The sequence below is a fragment of the Haemophilus parainfluenzae T3T1 genome, assembly GCF_000210895.1.
Classification (GTDB): domain Bacteria; phylum Pseudomonadota; class Gammaproteobacteria; order Enterobacterales; family Pasteurellaceae; genus Haemophilus_D; species Haemophilus_D parainfluenzae_A.
This window is the reverse complement of sequence record NC_015964.1, coordinates 1,576,957-1,598,211: the sequence shown is the minus strand read 5'-3', so window position 1 is coordinate 1,598,211 and position 21,255 is coordinate 1,576,957. Positions and strand designations below refer to the sequence as shown.

The window sequence follows — 21,255 nt, the reverse complement described above, 5'->3', positions numbered from 1 at the left end:
TATGTATCTGATCGAACCTTTTTTTAAATTGACCGCCTTAGAAAATGATATTGGGCAACAAAGCCGTTTGCTCAATGCCGTCATCGACCAATGGCGTTATAACGGACAAATTATCGGCCGTGAAATCCCGCTTTATTTGATGGAGGAAGACAGCGAACAAGGTTTTGCAATGCGCGTTATTTGTCCTGAGCAAGATAGCCTTTTGCCCGAGAACAATAACCAAACTGTGAATCTGGCGATGGAAAATGCTGAAAAGTGCGGTCTAAATTTTCAAGGTTTTCAAATTATTGCTGATGATTTAAATGCTGACAGTACAGCTGAATGTAACCGACCTGTATGGCAGATGCTCTACACCACGCATTTACAATCTTGCTCGCCATTACATAGCGGGGATGATTTCTCCCCAATTCCGCTCTATAAACAGCTAAAAAATCAACCGCACTTAAGCCAAGATTTGATTAAATGGCAGGAAAATTGGCAGGCTTGCGATCAGTTGCAAATGAATGGTTCGGCTTTAGAAAAAGAATCATTAAGCGAAATCGCCGAGGTTAATAGCACGCTTACTAAACATGGACGCTACCTTGCTGCCAAAATTGAAAAAGAAAGCGGCATACCGACCTATTATTATTTATACCGTGTCGGTGGCCATTCTTTAAAATCGGAACAACAACGCTGTTGCCCGCAATGTGGTGGAGATTGGGCATTAAACGTGCCACTATTTGATGTGATTTACTTTAAATGCGACCAATGTCGATTAGTCTCGAATGTGTCGTGGAATTTTTTATAACGCTTTCGTCATTTAGGAAAACAAATGAACTATCAAGATAAAAGTCTTCAATCTTTAAAACTCGGTCAAGCAACAGAATATGCAGCAAATTATGACCGCACTTTGTTACAACCCGTGCCTCGTAAACTCAATCGTGATGGCTTAGGTATAACCGAACAGCAGCCATTTACCCAAGGGGCGGATATTTGGACTGCCTACGAAATTTCTTGGTTAAATCCAAAAGGTTTGCCACAAGTAGCCGTTGCTGATGTAGAAATTGATTATCGCAGTGAAAATTTAATTGAATCAAAAAGCTTTAAACTCTATTTAAACAGCTTTAACCAAAGCAAATTTGCTGATTTTGCTAGTGTAGAACACACAATGCGTGAAGACCTAAGTACTTGCGCTCAAGGCGAGGTTAAAGTTCGTTTACATCCATTATCCCACTATCAAGGACAACGTATTGATACGTTAATCGGCGATTGCATTGACGAGCAGGATATCGAAATCCACAGCTACGAATTTGATGCAGACATTTTGCAAAATTGCACGTCCGATAACGTGGTAGAAGAAACCTTAGTGAGCCATTTATTGAAATCTAACTGTCTTATCACCAGTCAGCCGGATTGGGGAACCGTGCAAATTCATTATGTGGGTAAACAAATCGATCGCGAAAAACTTCTCCGCTACATTGTGTCTTTCCGTCAACATAATGAGTTTCACGAGCAGTGTGTCGAGCGTATTTTCTGTGACTTGATGCATTACGCCAAACCAGAAAAACTCACCGTCTATGCACGTTATACGCGCCGTGGTGGATTGGATATTAATCCATTCCGTTCTAACTTTGAGGCAATTCCACAAAATTTACGCTTAGCAAGACAATAAATCACAAAACAAAAGTGCGATGAAAATCAACCGCACTTTTTGTTTTATACATGTCGTAAATCATGCGCTTGTTGCAATAACTGACGGCTCTCTTGCATGAATTGGTCTGAATATTCCCCAAACCATTCTCTCACTTGATGGAAAGCATCAATAAACCCTTGGCGATCGCCTTTTTCAAAGAATCGTAACGCCTCTTCATACGTTTGTTTCAAACTTTCAATCACGTCTAAATTTTCTGGCTTATCCATAATAATATCGGCATAAAGTGCTGCATCTTGGGCAAAGAGACGACCAATCATGGCTAATTCCAAACGATAAATCGGAGAAGATAGCGACAATAAATGGCTTAAATTGACGGGCTGTTTAGAAAGATGCAGACCATTCGCAAAAGTGGAAAAGTGACGTAATGCTTGAATGTACGTCATATTGTGATCATGCTCTGCTGCATCAATTTGATAAATTTTTGCACCCCAGATTTGAATTTGCTCTAGCAACCATTCATAACGTTCACTAAAACGCCCATCACAACGTACAACCACTTGTTTTGCCATGCTCGCAATATCAGGGCCAAACATTGGATGCAATCCAACTACCGCCCCTTTATGCACGTCTAACATTTTAGCTAATGGAGCACGTTTCACGGAAGTGAGATCTGCTAGTATCATATTTTCCGTTAAATAGGGTTTTAAACGTTCTATGGTTTCTAACGTGTGATCAATCGGTACTGAGATAATAACAACATCTGCATTCGTTAAAATGCGTTCTGCCACACCCCAATCATCACAATCTAGAATAGAAATGGGATAACCAGAAGCACGCAAATAGCGGGCAAATAACTGCCCCATTTTTCCGTAACCACCGACAATAACAATTTTATTAATGGCTGGGTTCAGGGTTTTAAAACCAAATTGATTTTCATTGGAATACGATTCACGCATGAAACGACGGAGCACATCTTCAATGAGTTGTGGAGAGATTCCTGCTTTAGCCGCTTCTTCTCGGCGTGCTTGTAACATCGCTAATTCACGATCTGGTGCATAAATCGGCAAACCTTTTTCGTGCTTTACTTCGCCGACTTGAGTCACCAATTCGAGGCGTTTAGCAAAAAGTTGAATCAGTTCGCGATCGAGCGCATCAATTTCCTGACGTAAATGGTTAAGGGCATCCATAATTCACCTGTAATATCTTATTTACATAGATTGCAATTAAAAGGTTACAGGTGAGATTACTGGAATTAAAACAGAAAGGCAAATGATTAGAGAGATTGTGTAATCAAGCGTTGCGGACGAATCACATTGTTATCATCGATAAGTGCTACGCCTAAAAAGATATTCTCGTCAGAGAACAACCGCACTTGACCATGTAATTTTGCTTCATTAGCAAATTTGACACGTTGTCCAAAGCCAATACCTTTACTTTGTTCAGCATTTAACTGTAACGCAGGTAATTTGCTGACCGCTGTATCTGTTGGTAAAAGATGTTGATCAAGTTGAGCAAGGTCACCTTGCTCTGCAAGCGCCTGCAATGCATCCCATGTCATCATCTTTTCTGTTGGATAATCCGCAACCGCAGTTCGACGTAACACAGTCACATGAGCGCCACAACCTAATACCTCACCTAAATCATCCACTAATGTACGGATATAAGTTCCTTTAGAACAATGCACTTCTAAGGTTAGAAAAGGTGCTTGATACTCGATAAAGTTTAGCTCAAAAATTGTGATAGGACGTGCTTCACGTTCCACTGTAATGCCTGCGCGAGCATACTCATATAACGGTTTCCCATTGTACTTTAACGCAGAAAACATGGTTGGCACTTGCAAAATATCACCACGGAATTGTTCAAGTGCGGTCAAAATTTGTGATGTTTCCACATTAACTGGACGCGTTTCGACCACTTGTCCCTCAGCATCAGAGGTATCCGTACGTTCACCTAATTTTGCTGTAACCACATAGCGTTTATCGGCATCTAATAAGAATTGGGAAAACTTTGTCGCTTCGCCTAAACAAATAGGCAGCATACCGGTTGCTAATGGATCGAGCGCACCAGTATGTCCTGCTTTATTCGCTTGGAATACGCGTTTCACTTTTTGCATAATGTCATTAGACGACATGCCTTGTGGCTTATCTAATAAAAATACACCATCAATATCACGTCCACGCTTGCGAGGTCTCGACATTAGTCATTTTCCTCAACGTGTTTTTTCTCGTCTTCACGTACTACGTTTGTCACTAAATTAGACATACGCATCCCTTCAACTAAGGATTGATCGTAGAAGAAACGAATTTCCGGCACAATACGTAGGCGCATAGCTTTACCTACTAATGAACGAATATAAGGTGCCGCTTTTTCTAACCCTTTCATGCCTTGTTCAATCGCCACTTCATCATGATCAAACAAAAATGTGACAAACACTTTTGCATAAGCTAAATCGCTTGATACTTCCACATCTGACACGGTTACCATGCCAATACGGGGATCTTTTACTTCCCGTTGTAAAATGGTGGCGATTTCTTTTTGTAATTCTTGTGCAACACGATCGCTGCGTTTAAATTCTCTTGCCATAATATTTCTCTTACTAAGTAAGTGTTACCTACATTGATTAGGTTACAAATTATTTCTCTGATTTGGTTTTATTTCGGCGAAGGATAAAACCGATCCCCACGCCAATGAGTACTGCGATAACATTCATTATGACATCCATCACTACAACAACTAGACTCCAGTCTGCCCCACGTTCTTCATAGGATAACTGGGCATGATAAATGCTTGCAATCCAAAAACAAAGTTTTACAGCAATGGGGATCATTAGAAATTTCCATTTCTTCTGCCCAAAGCCATAAGCAACCAAAATAGCATTGATAGCCGCCCAACCAAACATTGATTCCATTTTTAGCTCCAATGACAAAAGCGGTCAAAAATACGTTGAATTTTGACCGCTCTTTTTATCGATTAGATTGAACGTTTAATTTCAACGACTTCAAACACTTCGATTTGGTCGCCAACTTTTACGTCATTGTAGTTTTTTACGCCGATACCACATTCCATACCATTACGGACTTCAGAGACGTCATCTTTAAAGCGACGGAGAGATTCCAATTCACCTTCAAAGATTACCACGTTATCACGTAATACTCGGATTGGATTGTTACGTTTTACTACACCTTCGGTCACCATACAACCCGCGATTGCACCGAATTTCGGATGTTTGAACACATCACGCACTTCAGCCAAGCCAATGATTTCTTGTTTGAATTCAGGTTGTAACATACCGCTCATCGCTGCTTTTACATCATTTAAGAGTTCATAAATGATCGAGTAATAACGAAGGTCAATATTTTCTGCTTCGATAATACGGCGAGCAGAAGCGTCCGCACGTACGTTAAAGCCAACAATAATTGCATTAGAGGCTGCCGCTAAGGTTGCATCAGTTTCAGAAATACCACCTACACCAGACCCCACTACTTTCACTTTCACTTCATCAGTAGAAAGATCTTGTAACGATTGAATAATCGCTTCTACAGAACCCTGTACGTCTGCTTTCACAATGATGTTCAGTTCAGCTACATCACCTTCAGTCATATTGCTAAACATATTTTCGAGTTTCGCTTTTTGCTGACGAGCAAGTTTCACTTCACGGAACTTACCTTGACGGTGTAATGCGACTTCACGTGCTTTTTTCTCATCACGCACTACGGTTGCTTCATCACCTGCTGCTGGTACGCCAGAAAGACCTAACACTTCAACAGGAATAGATGGACCAGCTTCATCGATTTCTTTACCGTTTTCATCGCGCATTGCACGAACACGGCCATATTCAAAACCACAGAGTACGATATCACCTTTACGTAATGTACCAGATTGAACAAGAATGGTTGCAACTGGACCTCGACCTTTATCAAGGTAAGATTCAATCACAACACCGCTCGCCATACCGTCTTTTACTGCGGTTAATTCAAGTACTTCCGATTGAAGTAAGATAGCATCTAATAAATCATCGATACCCATACCTTTCTTCGCAGACACAGGCACGAATTGCACATCACCACCGAATTTTTCAGAAATCACTTCGTGTTGAAGTAATTCTTGCTCTACGCGATCCGGATTAGCTTCAGGTTTATCAATTTTGTTCACCGCAACCACTAAAGGCGCACCCGCTGCTTTCGCGTGTTGAATCGCTTCAATGGTTTGAGGCATCACCCCATCATCTGCAGCCACGACAAGAACGACGATATCCGTTGCTTTCGCACCACGTGCACGCATTGAGGTAAATGCCGCGTGTCCCGGCGTATCTAAGAAGGTAATCATTTTACCGTCGTCCATTTCTACGTGGTACGCACCAATGTGCTGCGTAATACCACCCGCCTCACCTGCTGCAACTTTCGCTTTACGAATGTAGTCAAGCAATGAAGTTTTACCATGGTCAACGTGCCCCATAATGGTCACAACCGGTGCACGAGTTACTTTTTCAGCATTAACATCGCGATCACCTAATACTTCTTCTTCAAGTTCATTTTCGTTGCGAAGAATCACTTTGTGGCCTAATTCTTCAGCCACTAATTGCGCTGTTTCTTGGTCAAGCACTTGGTTAATGGTTACCATTTCACCCATCTTCATCATCGCTTTGATGATTTCAGTCGCTTTGGTTGCCATTTTATTCGCTAATTCTGCAACAGTAATCGTTTCACCAATAACAACATCCTGTTTCACAACCTGAACAGGTTTTGTGAAAGCTTGCTGTAATGCGGCACCTTTCTTACCATTTTTACCTTTACCGAATTTACCGTCTTTTTGATTTTTACGGTTAGATTCGCGCTCATTTTTAGTGCCTTTCACGTCATCGCGTTCTTTTTTCGCTTTAGCTACTTTATTTTTACCACGGCCGCGATTTTCGTTACGACGTTCTTCTTCGTCTTCTGCTTCTAAAGCATAACGAGAGCTTAAATTATAATCCGTATAATCTTCTGATGCGCTATCATGTCTTGACGTATCAGCTTCAGCATAACGTTTAGCGTCTTCAGCTGCTTTACGCGCTTGCTCTTCTGCTTTTTGGCGAGCAAGTTCTTCCGCTTTGCGACGAAGCTCTGCTTCTTCCGCTTTGCGTTTTTCTTTTTCAGGATCAACAGATTTAGGTTTATTTTCAACCGCACTTGGTGCTGGTTTCGCTGCCTTTTCTGCTTCAACCTTCGCTTTTTCAGCTTTCGCTTTTTCTGCTGCAGCTTTTTCAGCAGCTAAACGTGCTTTTTCTTCTGCCGCTTTCTTTTCTGCTTCTTGCTGTGCTTTTAATTTTTCTGCCTCTGCTGCTTGTCGAGCGGCATCTGTTGGCACAGTACGTTTTTTACGAACTTCAACTTGTACCGCTTTTGCTTTACCGCCAGCTGTTGTACTGCTTACGGTTGTTTTTGTTCTGCGTTGAATACTTAGTTTTTTCGGTGCATTCGCATCCGCATTTTTTACATCTTCAGTCATGATTAAACTCCTTACTCTTCGCTAAACCAGCAAATATTACGCGCAGCCATAATAAAGTCAGCGGCTTGCTCTGCGGTTAATTCTTCGATATCAGCTAAATCATCTACACCTTGCTCTGCAAGCTCTTCAAGCGTAGTAATTTGTTTTTCAGCTAATTTAAAGGCAATGTGACGATTCATCCCCTCAAGATTTAATAAACGATCTTCAATATTCGCTTTTTTCAAGGCTTCTTCTTCAGCTGCTGCAGCTGCAGTAATGGCATCTTTTGCGCGACCTTGTAACTCTTCGATAAGATCTTCATCTTCTAAACCATCAATTGCAGTTAGCTCGCTCACTGGAACATAAGCCACTTCTTCTAATGAAGTAAAACCTTCATCCACTAAGATTTGAGCAAAATCTTCATCAAGACCCAATTTATCCATGAATAAATTTAATACTTTGGTATCTTCTGCTTGATGTTTTTCATTTAATTGTTCGGTAGTCATGACATTTAATGTCCAACCGGTTAATTGTGTCGCTAAACGTACGTTTTGACCGTTACGACCAATTGCTTGTGCTAAGTTGTCAGCATTAACCGCAATATCCATTGAGTGATTATCTTCATCCACAATGATTGAAGTCACATCAGCTGGTGCCATCGCATTGATCACATATTGTGCTGGATTATCATCCCAAAGTACGATATCCACACGTTCGCCACCTAACTCATTGGTAATCGCTTGAACGCGTGCACCACGCATACCCACACACGCCCCAACTGGATCGATACGTTTGTCATTTGATTTCACTGCAATTTTCGCACGAGAACCTGGATCACGAGCCGCACCACGAATTTCAAGCATTTCTTCGCCGATTTCTGGTACTTCAATACGGAATAACTCGATTAGCATTTCAGGTTTCGCACGAGTCACAAATAGTTGTGCCGTTTTGCTTTCTGGATTTACTTTATAAAGCACTCCACGAACACGGTCGCCAGGACGGAAGTTTTCACGTGGAAGCATATCTTCACGCATAATCACGGCTTCTGCTTTATTGCCTAAATCTAAAATAATGCTTTCACGGTTTACTTTTTTCACTGTACCCGTAACAATCTTACCTTCTTCAGAACGGAATTGCTCAACTACTTTTGCACGTTCTGCTTCACGGATTTTAGTGCTGATTACTTGGCGAGCAGTTTGCATTGCAATACGGTCAAATGCGATAGACTCAATTTGGTCTTCAACATAATCACCAAGTTGAACATTCGGATCTTCAAATTGTGCCGCTTCTAATGTCATTTCTTTTGTTGGCACTTTAACTTCATCAACCACTAACCAACGACGGAATGTATCAAATTCACCCGTTTTAGGGTTGATAGACACGCGAATATCGGTTTCATAGTCATATTTCTTCTTCGTTGAAAGTGCAATCGCACTCTCTAACGCTTCAAAAATCTTTTCACGTGGTAATAACTTCTCGTTAGATACTGCTTCAGCAGCTAACAAAATCTCTTTACTCATTTTCCTTTTTCTCCTTTAAAATTTTGCGATTACATTGGCTTTTTGAATGTTGCCAAAAATAAGAACTTGCTCCTGACCATCAACAATAAGTGTCAACATGTCATTTTCAATTTTTTCCAACTTACCTTGCCATTTACGACGATCTAAAACAGGAATACGTAAATGCACGGCGATATCCTCACCCACATAACGTTGGAATTGTTCAAGCGTAAATAATGGACGATCGAGACCTGGTGATGATACTTCTAGGTTATATTTATCCGCAATCGGATCTTCCACATCTAAAATCGCGCTCACTTGACGACTTACATCAGCACAATCATCAACGCCTACTCCACCTTCTTTATCAATGAATAAACGCACGGTCATGAAACGACCTGCACGTTGGCATTCAATCCCCCAAAGTTCGCAGCCTAAGTCTTCTACTGCACCTTGAAGCATTTCTTGCAATTTTTGTTCTAATGTTGCCAATTTTTGCTCCTAATCTTAAAATTCAGACATAAAAAAAGGGTTAGGTTCATCAATGAACCTAAGCCCAGTTTCTAAATTTCTCGTACAAAAAAACCCCAAATTTGGGGTTCTTATTACTGAACTTGTTATTGGTTGCGGGGGCCGGATTTGAACCGACGGCCTTCGGGTTATGAGCCCGACGAGCTACCAAGCTGCTCCACCCCGCGTCCGAAATATGCGGTGTATTATAGTGTTCTAAATCAAAAGATCAAGCGATTTCTGCTAATTTTCTGGAAAACGTAAGATTTTTTGACCGCACTTTGCTTCCATCTAAAAATTAGAATCCCAAACCAGTACTTAGCCCGACACCTACGCCAACCCCATTACTTCCTCCACCGGCGCCAACGCCAACAGAACAAGCACTCACCAAAGCACTTAATACAGCCACTAAAAATAATTTTTTCATAGATTTTCCTTTGTTAAAGGTTCAAATAACCGATAAACGGCCAATAAGTCCGTTCATGCAATCGGTTTGAACGGAAGTAAAAGATAATAAAACGACTTAATTTTTTCACATACGCTAACACATTTGTCTAATAATTAATAGGACTAGACTGTTTTAATTAATAGCAAGAATATTTTCTTTTATTAAAGTTTTTATTGTGTCGTGAAAAGATAAGCGATACATTCTACAAAATTTTCATTCTTTTTCAATCAAGGAGAAAAATATGCAGTGTTTGAAAAAATTGCTCACCATTCTGACATTAGGTTTCTTCACGCTATCTGTACAAGCATCCCCTTTTAGCATCAGCGAGCAACAAATTAACCGGTATTTAAGTGAAAAAGGGACGATTAATGACAAACTCGGTATTCCAGGATTATTTTCTGTCGATTACGCACTGAAAGATTTAATGACTCAAATCGGGCAAACTGAAAGTAATCGTGTTGAAATGAGTGGTTTGGCTGATACGCTTATTCGTTTATCCGGTAAGACTTACCCAGCTAAATTGCATTTAACCTTTGATGCTGTTCCTGAATATAACGCAGAAGAGGGGGCACTTTATTTAAAAAATCTGCGGATTTTACGCTGGTCTGGTGAACCTAATAGTGTGATGGATCAACTCCAAGATGTCATGCCGCTATTAAGCGATGGTGTGGCAGCACTATTAAGTCGTATGCCAGTTTATACCTTGGATGAAAGTGATATGAAACAAATGCTGATTAAGAAATTTGCCAAAGAAATTAAAGTTGAAAAAGGTCGATTAGAATTAATTGGTGGAATGTTTTAAAAATAAGGGCGTATTAAACGCCCTTTTTTATAACTCAATGATAGCTCGTAAACCTTGAATTTGCCCGTTAGATTCAATGTTTTCTAATCGGAAACGATAGTGATGCAATTCCGCTATTCTTGCCACAATAGACAATCCAAGCCCACTTCCCTTTTCATTTTGTCCTGCAGGACGATAAAAACGCTGCCCTAATTTTGCTAATTCTTCTGGCGCAACACCACCTCCATTATCTTCAATAAGAATCTTACGCGGCTGCAAAATCAAACGTACCTGAGTACCTTGCGGACAGTATTTAATGGCATTATCCAATAAATTTCGTAGCATTTGTGCAAGTAATAATGGCTGTCCTTGCTTAACGGCGGGTTCTCCTTGATGATCAAACTGCAATTCGATTTGGCGTTGCTGCGCACTGAAATATAACTCACCGATAAGTGAAGTTATCATTTCTGACCAACGAATCGGTTCCTGACGATTTAATTCTTTAAGATTATCTAATCGGGAAAGCGTAAGAAGCTGTTCGATTAATTGAGTTGCTCGGTCGATACCTTGGGTTAAATGCGCTAAAGCCGTTTCACGTGTTTGTGCATCATCGCCAGCCAGCTGTGCAACTTCCGTTTGAATACGTAGTGCCGCCAATGGACTACGTAATTCATGTGCTGCATCAGAAACAAAACGGCTCTCCCGTTCCAACTGCTCACTGGTACGTGTGAAAAATTGATTTAAGTTTTGGACTAACGGTAGAATCTCTGTTGGCACATCATCAGTTTCTAATAACGACACATCACCTGGTCGGCGAGCTTGTACGTTTCGACTCAATCGATTAATTGGTTTTAATGCACGATAAATCACAATAAAAGCGACCAATAATAGTATTGGTAATCCAGTAAACCAAATCCCTGTTTGGCTGAAGACCATTTGATTGACCAACTCTTCGCGATATTCTAACTCTTGACCTACGGCGATCACCAATTCACCATTACCAACAGGTTGCCAATAAATCAACCATTCATCGTCTTCATCTAAAATATGTTCTTTACTAAAACCAATCTTATTTTGGAAAATAAATTTGTCGCCATTATCACCATCGGTTAATAATCTTTCGCCTTTGTTAGAAAATATAGCGAAAGCTAAAGCATCATTATCGTAATGACGTTTCTGCGGTTTAAATCCACCACGTGGAAAATTCGCATTTTCATCTAATAATACATTTTTCAAATCAGAGGCTGCCAAACGCTCGGCAAAAAGCACCTGCTGTGCATTAAACACATCTTTTACTTCTTTTTTGACAACCGTCCAGGCAACAGCCGTGGCAATGCACCATACGCAAAGTGCGGTCACACTTAAACCGATTAAGAGACGAAAACTCAGTCGTTTATTTTTCATTAACTTGTCCTAAAGCATAGCCTACGCCATGTACCGTACGAATAAATTGTTTACCTAATTTTTGACGTAAATTATAAATGTGTACATCCAATGCACCGCTACTTAATTCTTCATCCCAATTTGACAGTTTTTCTTCAATGGTCGCACGTGAAAGCACCCGTTCTTTATTCAGCATAAAAAGCTCGAGTAATTTATATTCACGTCCAGTTAATGTAATTTCATCCTCATTCAACCAAGCCTTACGCTGTGCAGGATCGAGTTTGACATTGCCATGCTCAATCTGCGGTTTGACTTGCCCATAACGACGACGAATTAATGCTTGTAATCGCACCACCACTTCAGCCAAGGCAAAGGGTTTACAAAGATAATCATCCGCACCTTGTTGAATGCCTTTAATCCGTTCATCCAATGTATCACGCGCAGTTAAGATCAACACTGGCACATCTTGATTATTTGAACGCCATTGTTTTAACACATCCAAACCATCTAGTTTAGGCAGGGTTAAATCCAATACCACCGCATCATAAGGCGCGCCGATTAAGGCGTTTAATCCACTTTGCCCATCGGTAAACCAATCTACAATAAAGCCTGATTTTGTTAAACCAATTTGCAGACCATTGCCGATGAGAGGATCGTCTTCTACTAATAAAACTCGCATAATATTGACCGCACTTTTACTTTTCTCAAAACAAAATGGCGGGCTTTGCCCACCACTTCAAATTATATGATTATTGCGCTTTTTCAACGCTAATTACTTCAAGCTCTGGTTTTTCAAACATTTCATTGTCTAGTTTACCGTAAACGCGGATTTTATCCTGAGGTCCCACATTTAATCCATTCCAAACGCGGTTTTTAATTTCCAATTTGATTTGGTCTGTACCATCGGTAAAAAGATATTTATCACCTTTAATTTGTTGAGTGATATTACCGACTAAGGTAATCATAGAATTATCTTTCGCAGATAATGCTTGTTGAACAGTAAGTTGTTGACCTTGGTCACCACCATGGAAACCACCTTGTGCAGTGTTGCCATTAAAACCAGCAAATGCTGCTGAAGTAGATAAAGCTAAAAGGGTTGCTAAAGCTAATTTTTTCATCATGTTCTCCTAAATAAAATTAAGCATAAATAGTCATGTTTCAAAGCGAAGGATTATCCTCATTGCCGCCTTGTTGATGCTTATTAAACACAACAAATCTTAATGAAATCTTAAGCAACCTTAAGATTTTTAAATTTTTTTAAAATCACCAACAAAATCGCTCATTCACCCAGTTATCTTGGCGTTCTTTTTCCCATTTCACTTTATTTTCAGGATTAGCAAAATAGCGGTCTTGCTCAAGTAAACGCGCATCAAGTTTTGCCTCTGCTTCTTTTAATGCCTGTTTTCTATCTGGATGTTTGCTTGGTAATTGAGGTAAAAACACCGTCTGGTACGGATGATTTTTAGCCCAGTCAATCGCATCTTGCGCCGCCTTGTGTTGCTTATTCAAATCACAGAACGCATACGGATTAACATGCTGTCCCACTAATTGCCCAAATGCCGTATTATTCGATACTGTTAATTTATCTAAATCCAACACATATAACGCGGTGATTAAGCGGTTCTGCCCACGATAGAACCATTTTACCGCTTCATCTCGTAGGCCAAAATCATAAGCACGAGCAGAAAGTGCAAACATTGTCATCGGAGAAACAAAATCCACTTTTTTCTCAATAATATTGACCGCACTTTCAAAATCTTTTTGTGTATTTTTCAGTAATAACGCATCAATATCTTTGTTCACATTAATCTGTTCAAGTCGCCCATCTCTGGCATCGTAATAAGGCTTTACATACATATCAATATGCTTAACCGGCTCTTTTGAAATGGTGCTACAAGCCGTTAATAAAAGTACGGTTGAAATCCACGTTAATTTTAGAAAGGTTCTCATGCTCTTCCCTTATGATGAATATTAGCTCGCTATATTACAACAAAAGAGCCGTGAGTTTTACTTCTCTTTCTTCTATAATGAGTAAAATTTTGTTTTATTTTGTTTCATGAAAATCCATCTTATTCAGCGCCAAATCACCTTAGATTTCGATAACCAAACTTCTCTGCTTAACTTTTTAGAACAACATCAAATTCACCATGAATATCAATGTCGTTCAGGTTATTGTGGTTCTTGCCGCGTGAAGATCAAAAAAGGCAAGGTTTCCTACGCTGAAGAGCCCCTTGCCTTTATTCAACCCGATGAGATTTTGCTGTGTTGTTGTCGGGTGGAAACGGATATTGAATTGGAACTGTGATAAGCATATTTATTAAGATACTTTCCCCTAACTACCTTGATCTCATTGTGTTTTATATAAGCTACTTAAAACTATCTTGCTTATCCACGCGTAATGATTTTATACATCAATAGGCTAATGCTAATACACGTCCATATAATGAGACATGTATTACGCCGAACCCATCGTTTAAATCGATCCATCAAAGATAAATGTGTTACTTGGATGTCATCCGGGTGAATATATACCTCTTCTAAAGAGAGATATGTTTCACCTTCATCACCTCTTACTCTTGTACCATCATTTAGTTTGTTGGCAATGGCGATCAATTTCTCGATATGTTCATCATCCGTAGTATTAATGTAATATTCGCCCTCAATCCCTTCCGTATAAAAAATAGTAAAAGATTCATCTTCCTTATCATAATAGAATTCAAGCTGACCATGTTCATCTAAGGATTCCTGCATGTTGAATTCTTTTAAGAGGAAATCTCTAAAATCATTTTTATTAAAGATTAATTTATGAGAATTATCTTCCGTATTCACTAAAGAAACATGATAAGCCATTATTTATCCTCTATTTGGTATTACTGCTAGTTACTTAAAAAATAGGCACCCGCTGAGAAGCGCGTGCCTTTATATGGTAAGTGTATTAAAAAAACAAAGACAACCGTTATAAATTATTCAAATCCAATACATCAGTCATATCAAACAATCCGTGAGATTGTTTTTCTAACCATTTACCTGCGCGCACTGCGCCATTGGCAAAAGTCATACGGCTTGATGCTTTATGAGCAATTTCAACACGCTCACCAATATCTGCAAACCAGACACTATGTTCACCCACTACATCTGAGGCTCGAATAGTAGAGAAACCAATTTCATCACGTTTGCGCTCGCCTGTAATGCCTTCACGACAAAATACGCCATGCGTTTTCAAATCACGACCAAGGGTTTTCGCAATATGTTCGCCCATAGAAAGAGCCGTACCCGATGGTGCATCCACTTTGTGGCGGTGGTGTGCTTCAATGATTTCGATGTCGCAATAATCGCCCATCACTTTGGCAGCTTTTTCTAATAGTTTAAACACCAAATTCACCCCTACGCTGAAGTTGGATGCAAATACAATGGCAATTTTTTCTGATGCAGCTTGAATTGCGGCTTTGCCTGCATCATCAAAACCTGTAGTACCAATTACCATCTTTTTATTATTAGCGACACAAAATGCGATATGCTCAAGAGTGCCTTCTGGACGGGTGAAATCAATCAGCAAATTAAAGTTGTCTTTTTCTGCATTTAAATCATCTGAGACTTTGATACCTAATGCACCAATACCCGCAAGCTCGCCAGCATCTGCACCGACTAAAGAGGAACCTTTACGTTCAAAAGCTGCACCTAATTCTGCTCCTTCTGCATTATGTACAGCTTGAATTAATTGACGCCCCATTCTTCCGCCTGCACCGGCGATCGCAATTTTTAATGTCATGTTTTGTCCTTTTTTAATCAAATTAAAGCGTGTTGAACGCCACTATAAATTAAATATATTCCGAAGAAAATAAAAATCAGCCCTGCTGCATTATCAATATAACGACTATATTGGCTATAAAACTGTTTTGCAACAGAACGTGAAAAAAGCACTGAAATGATGTAGAAATATAAAAAGGTTTCTACGGTAATCACGGCAAGTGCGGTCAAAATTTGTGATGTTTCGGTAATATTCACTAAAACCAATGACATCACACTGCTAAAATAAATCACAACTTTAGCATTAGACAAATTGACTAATAAGCCTTTCATAATGCTCGTTAAGGTTGATTGATTTGGCACATTTGCATTCTGCTTTTCATCAAAAACCGCATTGTTTTTTACTTTTGCCATTTTAATGCCGAGATAAACTAAATAGGCTCCACCAAGCATCATCACAATGCCTTGAATAATTGGCATGGTGGCAAAAATAATGGCGAGCCCTAAAACAGCAGCCGTCGCCCAGATTAATACCCCAATGGTAATCCCAATCACGCCACCAATGGCTTCTCGACGAGAACTCATCGCTGAAACGCGACTGACATAGAAAAAATCAGGGCCAGGCGAAAGCAAGCCAACAAGATGAATAATCATCAAATTTAGCATGGCAAGCCTACGATACGTAATATCGCAATCACGATAACAGCATAGACTGCCGCTAAAACATCATCCACCATAATCCCAAAACCGCTTTCCAGTTTTTGGTCAAAATAACGGATGGGATAAGGTTTTAAAATATCGAAGAAACGAAACAATACAAAGGCAATGACAATCCAAGGCAAGGATAAAGTTGGAATCGCAGCTAACACGATAAATACCCCAACAAATTCATCCCAAACAATGGAACCGTGATCATGAACTCCCATATCATCTGCGGTTTTTTGACATAGATAACAACCAAGCGCAAAGCAAAGTGCGGTCAAAATTAGGAAGATTTTTAGTCCAAGACAAGCTAATAATGCCGAACCTAAAATCGTTCCGGCTAAACTTCCCCATGTACCCGGTGCAGGACGAATGAGTCCTGAACCGAAACCTAATGCAAGTAAATGAACTGGATTTTTTAAGCTAATTCTATCAAGAGGTGAACTATTCATTATTTATCCTTAAAATGATCGAAACCAGAGGGCGCTTGATAATTGATGACACGTCCATCTTTAAAAAAAGTAATCGGATTGTTATTTTGCGGAACGATTTTCCCGATACAAGTGCAAGGTACATTTAATAATTGGGACAACTTTTCAATCTCGGCCTTTTTATTTGCAGGTACCGTAAAGCAAAGCTCATAATCTTCCCCGCCACTTAATGCAAACGCTTCAGCCTTTTCTAAGCGATATGTTTTTTTGAGTGGTGTGGATAAAGGCAAGGTAGATAACTCAATCTCTGCTGAACATTGGCTTCTCGTTAAAATATGTCCTAAATCGGCAACAAGACCATCTGAAATATCAATGCATGAATGCGCGACATCCACTAAGGCTTGACCTAATTCAACGCGTGGCGTTGGATGAAAATGGCGTTTTACTAAAAATTCAGTATCAAAATCGACCGCACTTTTACCTTGTAAGATCCAATTTAAACCCGCCGCACTATCACCTAACGTGCCCGATACATAAATTAAATCACCAACCTTCGCGTTATGTCGGAATAAAGCCTTTCCTTTTGGTACGAAACCTTGTGCCGTAATAGTTACAGAAAGTGGGCCTTTTGTTGTATCACCACCAATTAAAGTCACATCATATTGATTTAATGTATCAAACAAGCTTTGACTAAATTGGCTTAGCCAGTTTTCATTAACTTTAGGTAATGTGAGTGCAAGAGAAATCCAAGCGGGTTTCGCGCCCATAGCAGCTAAATCACTTAGATTTGTCGCGATAGCTTTATACGCTAAATCTTGGGGAGAAATGGAAGATAAAAAATGCGTGCCCTCGACCATTGTATCGGTGGTAATGGCAAGCTGATAGCCTTCAGGAATATGAGTGATCGCACAATCATCCCCAATACTAAAATCAACAAAGTGTTGAGTGCCTTTTTGTATTGAGAAATATCGCCCTATAAGATCAAATTCACCCGTACTCATTTTATCTACGCACCAAAAAACAAAGGGCAGACATTTGTCTACCCTACATTTGAATAATTATTTGCGACCTAATGCAGGAGCGACTTTATCCAATACACCATTAATGTATTTATGGCTTTCATCTGCACCAAACACTTTCGCCACTTCAATTGCCTCATTAATCGCCACTTTATACGGTACATCTGGCTCAAATTGAAGTTCATAAACCGCTAAACGTAAAATCGCTTTTTCAATCGGATCTAATTCATCCAATGTGCGATCTAAATAATGGCTCATTGAAAAATCAACAGAGTCCACATTCGCGACAGTTTGACGGAAAAGGCGGCTAAAATAAGGTTTATCCACACCTTTTAAATCTTGATCCACCACAAAAGTGAGTTCCACTTGTTCTGGTGCGTTACCAGAGAGCGCCCAAGAATATAAAGCTTGGACTGCACATTCTCTCGCTCTACGACGTGGCGATACTTTTTTTACAGGTTCTTTTTTCTCTGTCATTGGAATTATGCCGCATCAATTTGTTGTAAAAGGTTCACCATTTCAAGTGCAGTTAATGCTGCTTCTGCACCTTTATTACCCGCTTTAGTACCTGCGCGCTCGATAGCTTGTTCAATGTTTTCAGTTGTTAAAACACCGAATGCTACTGGAATTTCAGCTTGCATTGCTACTTGACCTAAACCGCTACTTGCTTCACCCGCTACATATTCAAAGTGAGCTGTACCACCACGGATTACCGTACCCAATGCCACGATTGCATCAAATTTTTTGCTTTCAGCTAAACGACGTGCTACTAATGGAAGTTCATACGCACCTGGTGCTCGAACGATTGTGATATTCTCATCTTTCACTTGGCCGATACGTTTTAATGCATCTACCGCGCCTTCTAATAAACTTTCATTAATAAAACTGTTAAAACGAGCAATCACCACTGCGATTTTAGCATTTGGCGCAGCTACCGCACCTTCTAAAACTTTCATACTTTTTCCTAATCTGAATGAACAATAAATTTGACGGTGGATTTTAGCATAAAAAGAAACCCTGTGGAAATAATCCGACAGGGTTTTCTATGAGTGGAAAAGAACTTACTTCTCGAGTTTTAACGGTTCAATTTTCCAAATATTTTTCGCATATTCAAGAATCGTACGGTCTGATGAGAAGAAGCCCATGTTCACCATATTTTGAATGGTACTTGCTATCCATGCATCACGATCTTGATATTTTTTATCTACCGCTTTTTGCGCTTCCACATAACTGCGGAAATCAGCAAAGGATTGATAATAATCGTGGTATTGTAAACCTTGAATGAGAGAGTGATAACGATTCGGTTCTTCCGGTGAGAAATCACCACGAATGATTTGGTCAATGACTTCACGTAACTGCTCGTCATTTTGATAATAATCAAACGGACGATAACCTTCGCGACGTAATGCTTCAACCTGTTCAACCGTATTACCAAAGATAAAGATATGCTCCTTACCAACGTTATCTAAAATCTCAACGTTCGCACCATCAAGCGTACCCAATGTTAACGCACCATTTAAGGCAAACTTCATGTTACTGGTACCTGATGCTTCTGTTCCTGCAAGAGAGATTTGCTCAGAAATATCTGCTGCTGGAATGATTAATTGTGCAAGACTTACGCTGTAGTTCGGGATAAATACGACTTTTAAACGACCTTTTAAGCGCTCATCGTTATTGATGACATTCGCGACATCGTTAATTAAACGAATGGTTTGTTTTGCCGCATAGTAAGCCGAAGCCGCTTTACCCGCTAAAATAAATACGCGTGGCTGCCAATCTTTTTCTGGGTGCGCCAACATTTCGTTGTAACGAGCGATAATGTGTAACACATTAAGCATTTGACGTTTGTATTCGTGAATACGTTTTACTTGAACGTCAAATAATGCGTGTGGATCTAAATCGATGTTAAGTGTTTTCTTCACATATTGTGCTAATTTCACTTTGTTATCGTATTTGATATCTGCGACAGCACGCTTAAATTCACCTTTATCTGCAAACGCTTTAAGTTTTTCAATTTGACTTAGATCGCAACGCCATTCAGAACCAATATATTGATCAAATAAAGCCGCTAATTTCGGGTTCGCTACTGCAAGCCAACGACGCGGTGTCACACCGTTTGTTACATTGGTGAAACGTTCTGGATAGATACGAGCAAAATCAGCAAAGGTTGATGTCACCATAAGATCTGAGTGAATTGCCGCAACACCGTTCACTTTATGAGAACCAACAACGGACAACCATCCCATACGCACTTTACGTTGATACCCTTCTTCGATAAGTGAAACACGACGGATAAAGTCCATATCAGTCGTGACATACGTTTTCACATATTCAAGGAAATGATCATTGATTTCAAAAATCATTTGTAAGTGACGCGGTAAGATTTTCGCCATCATTTCTACCGGCCAGGTTTCTAATGCTTCAGACATCAAAGTATGGCAAGTATAAGAGAAAATACGACGAGTCACATCCCAAGCCTTTTGCCATGAATAGCCATGTAAATCGATTAAGATACGCATTAACTCAGGAATTGCTAATGTTGGATGGGTATCGTTTAAGTGGATCGCTACTTTATCTGCTAAGTTATCTAACGTGCCATGTGTTCTAAAATGACGACGAAGAATATCTTGTAAAGACGCTGATACTAAGAAGTACTCTTGACGTAAACGTAATTCACGACCATTCCAGGTAGAATCATCCGGATAAAGTACGCGAGAAAGATTTTGGTTAGCTGAACGGGTTGCTACCGCCGCTAAGTGATCACCACGGTTAAACTCTTCTAAATTGAACGACTCTCCGCCATGAGCAGACCATAAACGTAAAGTTGATGCTGAATCATTTTTATAGCCAGGGATCATTTGGTCGTATGCAAGTGCGGTCACTTTTTCAGCCGGATTCCAAATACATTTTTTGCCTTCAAAATAAATATGACCACCAAAATCAATACTGAAACGTTTTGATGGACGCATAAATTCCCAAGGTGCCCCTTTTTCTAACCAATCATCAGGGCGCTCAACTTGTTGGCCATTTTCAATTTTTTGACGGAACATACCGTATTCATAACGAATACCGTAACCCATTGCTGGAATCGCTAACGTTGCAAGTGAGTCCATAAAACAAGCAGCAAGACGACCTAAACCACCATTACCTAAACCAGGATCTACTTCTTTTTCAATAATCTCTTCTAAATCAACATTTAATTCAGCCAAGGCTTTTTGTGCCACATCATAAATACCTTCTGCGATCATCGCATTAGAAAGTGTACGGCCGATTAAGAATTCCATAGAAAGATAATAAACACGGCGAGTTTCTTCTGCACGAGATTGACGAGCGGTGGTAATCCAGCCTTCAGTCACTAAATCACGCACTGCATGAAGTGTCGCATTTAACCAGTCGCGTTGACTCGCCTCTTTTGGTGAACGACCAATTAAGAAAATTAATTTATAAACAATTGCTTTTTTCACGCCTTCAACATCAAGACTTGGTCGATTGTAGAGAAATGGCGAATCAAAATTGTCCATGATCATAGAATGTAAAACCTCAATAAAAAAACCGCGCAAATTTTAAGCTTTTTTAGAAAAAAAACAACAAAAATCCCCCTTCAAAGGCGATTATTTTTGAAGGGAGAGTCAATCT

Annotated in this window: 24 protein-coding genes and 1 tRNA gene; 4 read left to right on the top strand and 21 right to left on the bottom strand. The window is 39.8% G+C overall.

All coding sequences use genetic code 11. The features are described 5' to 3' along the window. Position 1 precedes the first annotated feature (1 nt). Both PARA_RS07995 and queF read left to right on the top strand, forming a co-directional pair. A complete protein-coding gene (locus tag PARA_RS07995; RefSeq protein ID WP_014065325.1) occupies positions 2-787 on the top strand; it encodes a Zn-ribbon-containing protein in 786 nt (261 codons plus the stop codon). Between the two features lie 24 nt (positions 788-811). After that, the gene (gene queF, locus PARA_RS07990; RefSeq protein ID WP_014065324.1) at positions 812-1,651 is read left to right on the top strand and encodes an NADPH-dependent 7-cyano-7-deazaguanine reductase QueF; all 840 of its coding nucleotides are present in this window, start codon (positions 812-814) and stop codon (positions 1,649-1,651) included. 44 nt (positions 1,652-1,695) lie between these two features. Here queF and tyrA read toward each other — a convergent pair whose 3' ends face one another. The 9 genes from tyrA to PARA_RS10500 form a co-directional block, all read right to left on the bottom strand. Then, complete coding sequence (tyrA, locus tag PARA_RS07985; RefSeq protein ID WP_014065323.1) at positions 1,696-2,820, bottom strand: bifunctional chorismate mutase/prephenate dehydrogenase; 1,125 nt, start codon at positions 2,818-2,820, stop codon at positions 1,696-1,698. An 86-nt stretch (positions 2,821-2,906) separates the two neighbouring features. Then, entirely contained in the window at positions 2,907-3,830 is a 924-nt protein-coding gene (truB, locus tag PARA_RS07980; RefSeq protein WP_014065322.1) for a tRNA pseudouridine(55) synthase TruB, read from the bottom strand. Then, the gene (gene rbfA, locus PARA_RS07975; protein ID WP_014065321.1) at positions 3,830-4,216 is read right to left on the bottom strand and encodes a 30S ribosome-binding factor RbfA; all 387 of its coding nucleotides are present in this window, start codon (positions 4,214-4,216) and stop codon (positions 3,830-3,832) included. The genes truB and rbfA overlap by 1 nt, the downstream gene beginning before the upstream one ends. A 49-nt stretch (positions 4,217-4,265) precedes the next feature. Next, complete coding sequence (locus tag PARA_RS07970; RefSeq protein ID WP_014065320.1) at positions 4,266-4,541, bottom strand: hypothetical protein; 276 nt, start codon at positions 4,539-4,541, stop codon at positions 4,266-4,268. Between the two features lie 62 nt (positions 4,542-4,603). Next, positions 4,604-7,120, bottom strand: a complete 2,517-nt coding sequence (gene infB / locus PARA_RS07965; RefSeq protein WP_014065319.1) for a translation initiation factor IF-2 — start codon at positions 7,118-7,120, stop codon at positions 4,604-4,606. An 11-nt stretch (positions 7,121-7,131) separates the two neighbouring features. Next, on the bottom strand, positions 7,132-8,619 hold the full coding sequence (nusA, locus tag PARA_RS07960) for a transcription termination factor NusA (RefSeq protein ID WP_014065318.1): 1,488 nt from the start codon (positions 8,617-8,619) through the stop codon (positions 7,132-7,134). Positions 8,620-8,634: 15 nt separating this feature from the next. Further along, positions 8,635-9,090, bottom strand: a complete 456-nt coding sequence (gene rimP, locus PARA_RS07955; protein ID WP_005696017.1) for a ribosome maturation factor RimP — start codon at positions 9,088-9,090, stop codon at positions 8,635-8,637. 129 nt (positions 9,091-9,219) lie between these two features. Continuing rightward, positions 9,220-9,296 (bottom strand) — tRNA-Met (locus tag PARA_RS07950). A gap of 110 nt (positions 9,297-9,406) precedes the next feature. Then, on the bottom strand, positions 9,407-9,535 hold the full coding sequence (locus tag PARA_RS10500; RefSeq protein WP_014065317.1) for a hypothetical protein: 129 nt from the start codon (positions 9,533-9,535) through the stop codon (positions 9,407-9,409). A gap of 262 nt (positions 9,536-9,797) precedes the next feature. Between PARA_RS10500 and PARA_RS07945 the strand changes: the two genes are divergently transcribed. Beyond that, positions 9,798-10,358, top strand: a complete 561-nt coding sequence (locus PARA_RS07945) for a DUF1439 domain-containing protein (RefSeq protein WP_014065316.1) — start codon at positions 9,798-9,800, stop codon at positions 10,356-10,358. Between the two features lie 27 nt (positions 10,359-10,385). Here the strand turns inward: PARA_RS07945 and qseC are convergent, their stop codons facing one another. The 4 genes from qseC to PARA_RS07925 form a co-directional block, all read right to left on the bottom strand. Next, positions 10,386-11,741 (bottom strand): quorum sensing histidine kinase QseC, encoded by a 1,356-nt coding sequence (gene qseC / locus PARA_RS07940; protein WP_014065315.1) that lies wholly within the window; start codon positions 11,739-11,741, stop codon positions 10,386-10,388. Continuing rightward, positions 11,731-12,399, bottom strand: coding sequence for a response regulator (locus tag PARA_RS07935; RefSeq protein WP_014065314.1), 669 nt, complete (start codon positions 12,397-12,399; stop codon positions 11,731-11,733). The genes qseC and PARA_RS07935 overlap by 11 nt, the downstream gene beginning before the upstream one ends. A gap of 70 nt (positions 12,400-12,469) precedes the next feature. After that, positions 12,470-12,838, bottom strand: coding sequence for a NirD/YgiW/YdeI family stress tolerance protein (locus PARA_RS07930; RefSeq protein WP_014065313.1), 369 nt, complete (start codon positions 12,836-12,838; stop codon positions 12,470-12,472). Positions 12,839-12,983: 145 nt separating this feature from the next. Then, the gene (locus PARA_RS07925) at positions 12,984-13,670 is read right to left on the bottom strand and encodes a hypothetical protein (protein WP_014065312.1); all 687 of its coding nucleotides are present in this window, start codon (positions 13,668-13,670) and stop codon (positions 12,984-12,986) included. 106 nt (positions 13,671-13,776) lie between these two features. On the opposite strand from PARA_RS07925, the gene yfaE reads away from it, so the two are divergent. Next, on the top strand, positions 13,777-14,025 hold the full coding sequence (gene yfaE / locus PARA_RS07920; RefSeq protein ID WP_014065311.1) for a class I ribonucleotide reductase maintenance protein YfaE: 249 nt from the start codon (positions 13,777-13,779) through the stop codon (positions 14,023-14,025). Positions 14,026-14,105: 80 nt separating this feature from the next. Here the strand turns inward: yfaE and PARA_RS07915 are convergent, their stop codons facing one another. The 8 genes from PARA_RS07915 to PARA_RS07880 all read right to left on the bottom strand — a co-directional run bounded on the left by PARA_RS07915 (position 14,106) and on the right by PARA_RS07880 (position 21,146). After that, positions 14,106-14,570 carry a hypothetical protein gene (locus tag PARA_RS07915; RefSeq protein WP_014065310.1) on the bottom strand — a complete coding sequence of 155 codons (465 nt, stop codon included), beginning with the start codon at positions 14,568-14,570 and terminating at the stop codon, positions 14,106-14,108. 106 nt (positions 14,571-14,676) lie between these two features. Continuing rightward, positions 14,677-15,489, bottom strand: coding sequence for a 4-hydroxy-tetrahydrodipicolinate reductase (gene dapB, locus PARA_RS07910; protein ID WP_014065309.1), 813 nt, complete (start codon positions 15,487-15,489; stop codon positions 14,677-14,679). A 17-nt stretch (positions 15,490-15,506) separates the two neighbouring features. After that, complete coding sequence (locus tag PARA_RS07905) at positions 15,507-16,133, bottom strand: LysE family transporter (protein WP_005696005.1); 627 nt, start codon at positions 16,131-16,133, stop codon at positions 15,507-15,509. After that, entirely contained in the window at positions 16,127-16,621 is a 495-nt protein-coding gene (locus tag PARA_RS07900; RefSeq protein ID WP_014065308.1) for a phosphatidylglycerophosphatase A, read from the bottom strand. Before PARA_RS07900 ends, PARA_RS07905 begins: the two co-directional genes overlap by 7 nt. Next, positions 16,621-17,601 (bottom strand): thiamine-phosphate kinase, encoded by a 981-nt coding sequence (gene thiL, locus PARA_RS07895; protein ID WP_014065307.1) that lies wholly within the window; start codon positions 17,599-17,601, stop codon positions 16,621-16,623. Before thiL ends, PARA_RS07900 begins: the two co-directional genes overlap by 1 nt. Positions 17,602-17,658: 57 nt before the next feature. Then, the gene (gene nusB / locus PARA_RS07890) at positions 17,659-18,096 is read right to left on the bottom strand and encodes a transcription antitermination factor NusB (RefSeq protein WP_014065306.1); all 438 of its coding nucleotides are present in this window, start codon (positions 18,094-18,096) and stop codon (positions 17,659-17,661) included. 5 nt (positions 18,097-18,101) lie between these two features. Continuing rightward, on the bottom strand, positions 18,102-18,575 hold the full coding sequence (gene ribE / locus PARA_RS07885) for a 6,7-dimethyl-8-ribityllumazine synthase (RefSeq protein ID WP_005695997.1): 474 nt from the start codon (positions 18,573-18,575) through the stop codon (positions 18,102-18,104). Positions 18,576-18,680: 105 nt separating this feature from the next. Then, complete coding sequence (locus PARA_RS07880; RefSeq protein WP_014065305.1) at positions 18,681-21,146, bottom strand: glycogen/starch/alpha-glucan phosphorylase; 2,466 nt, start codon at positions 21,144-21,146, stop codon at positions 18,681-18,683. Positions 21,147-21,255 lie beyond the last annotated feature (109 nt).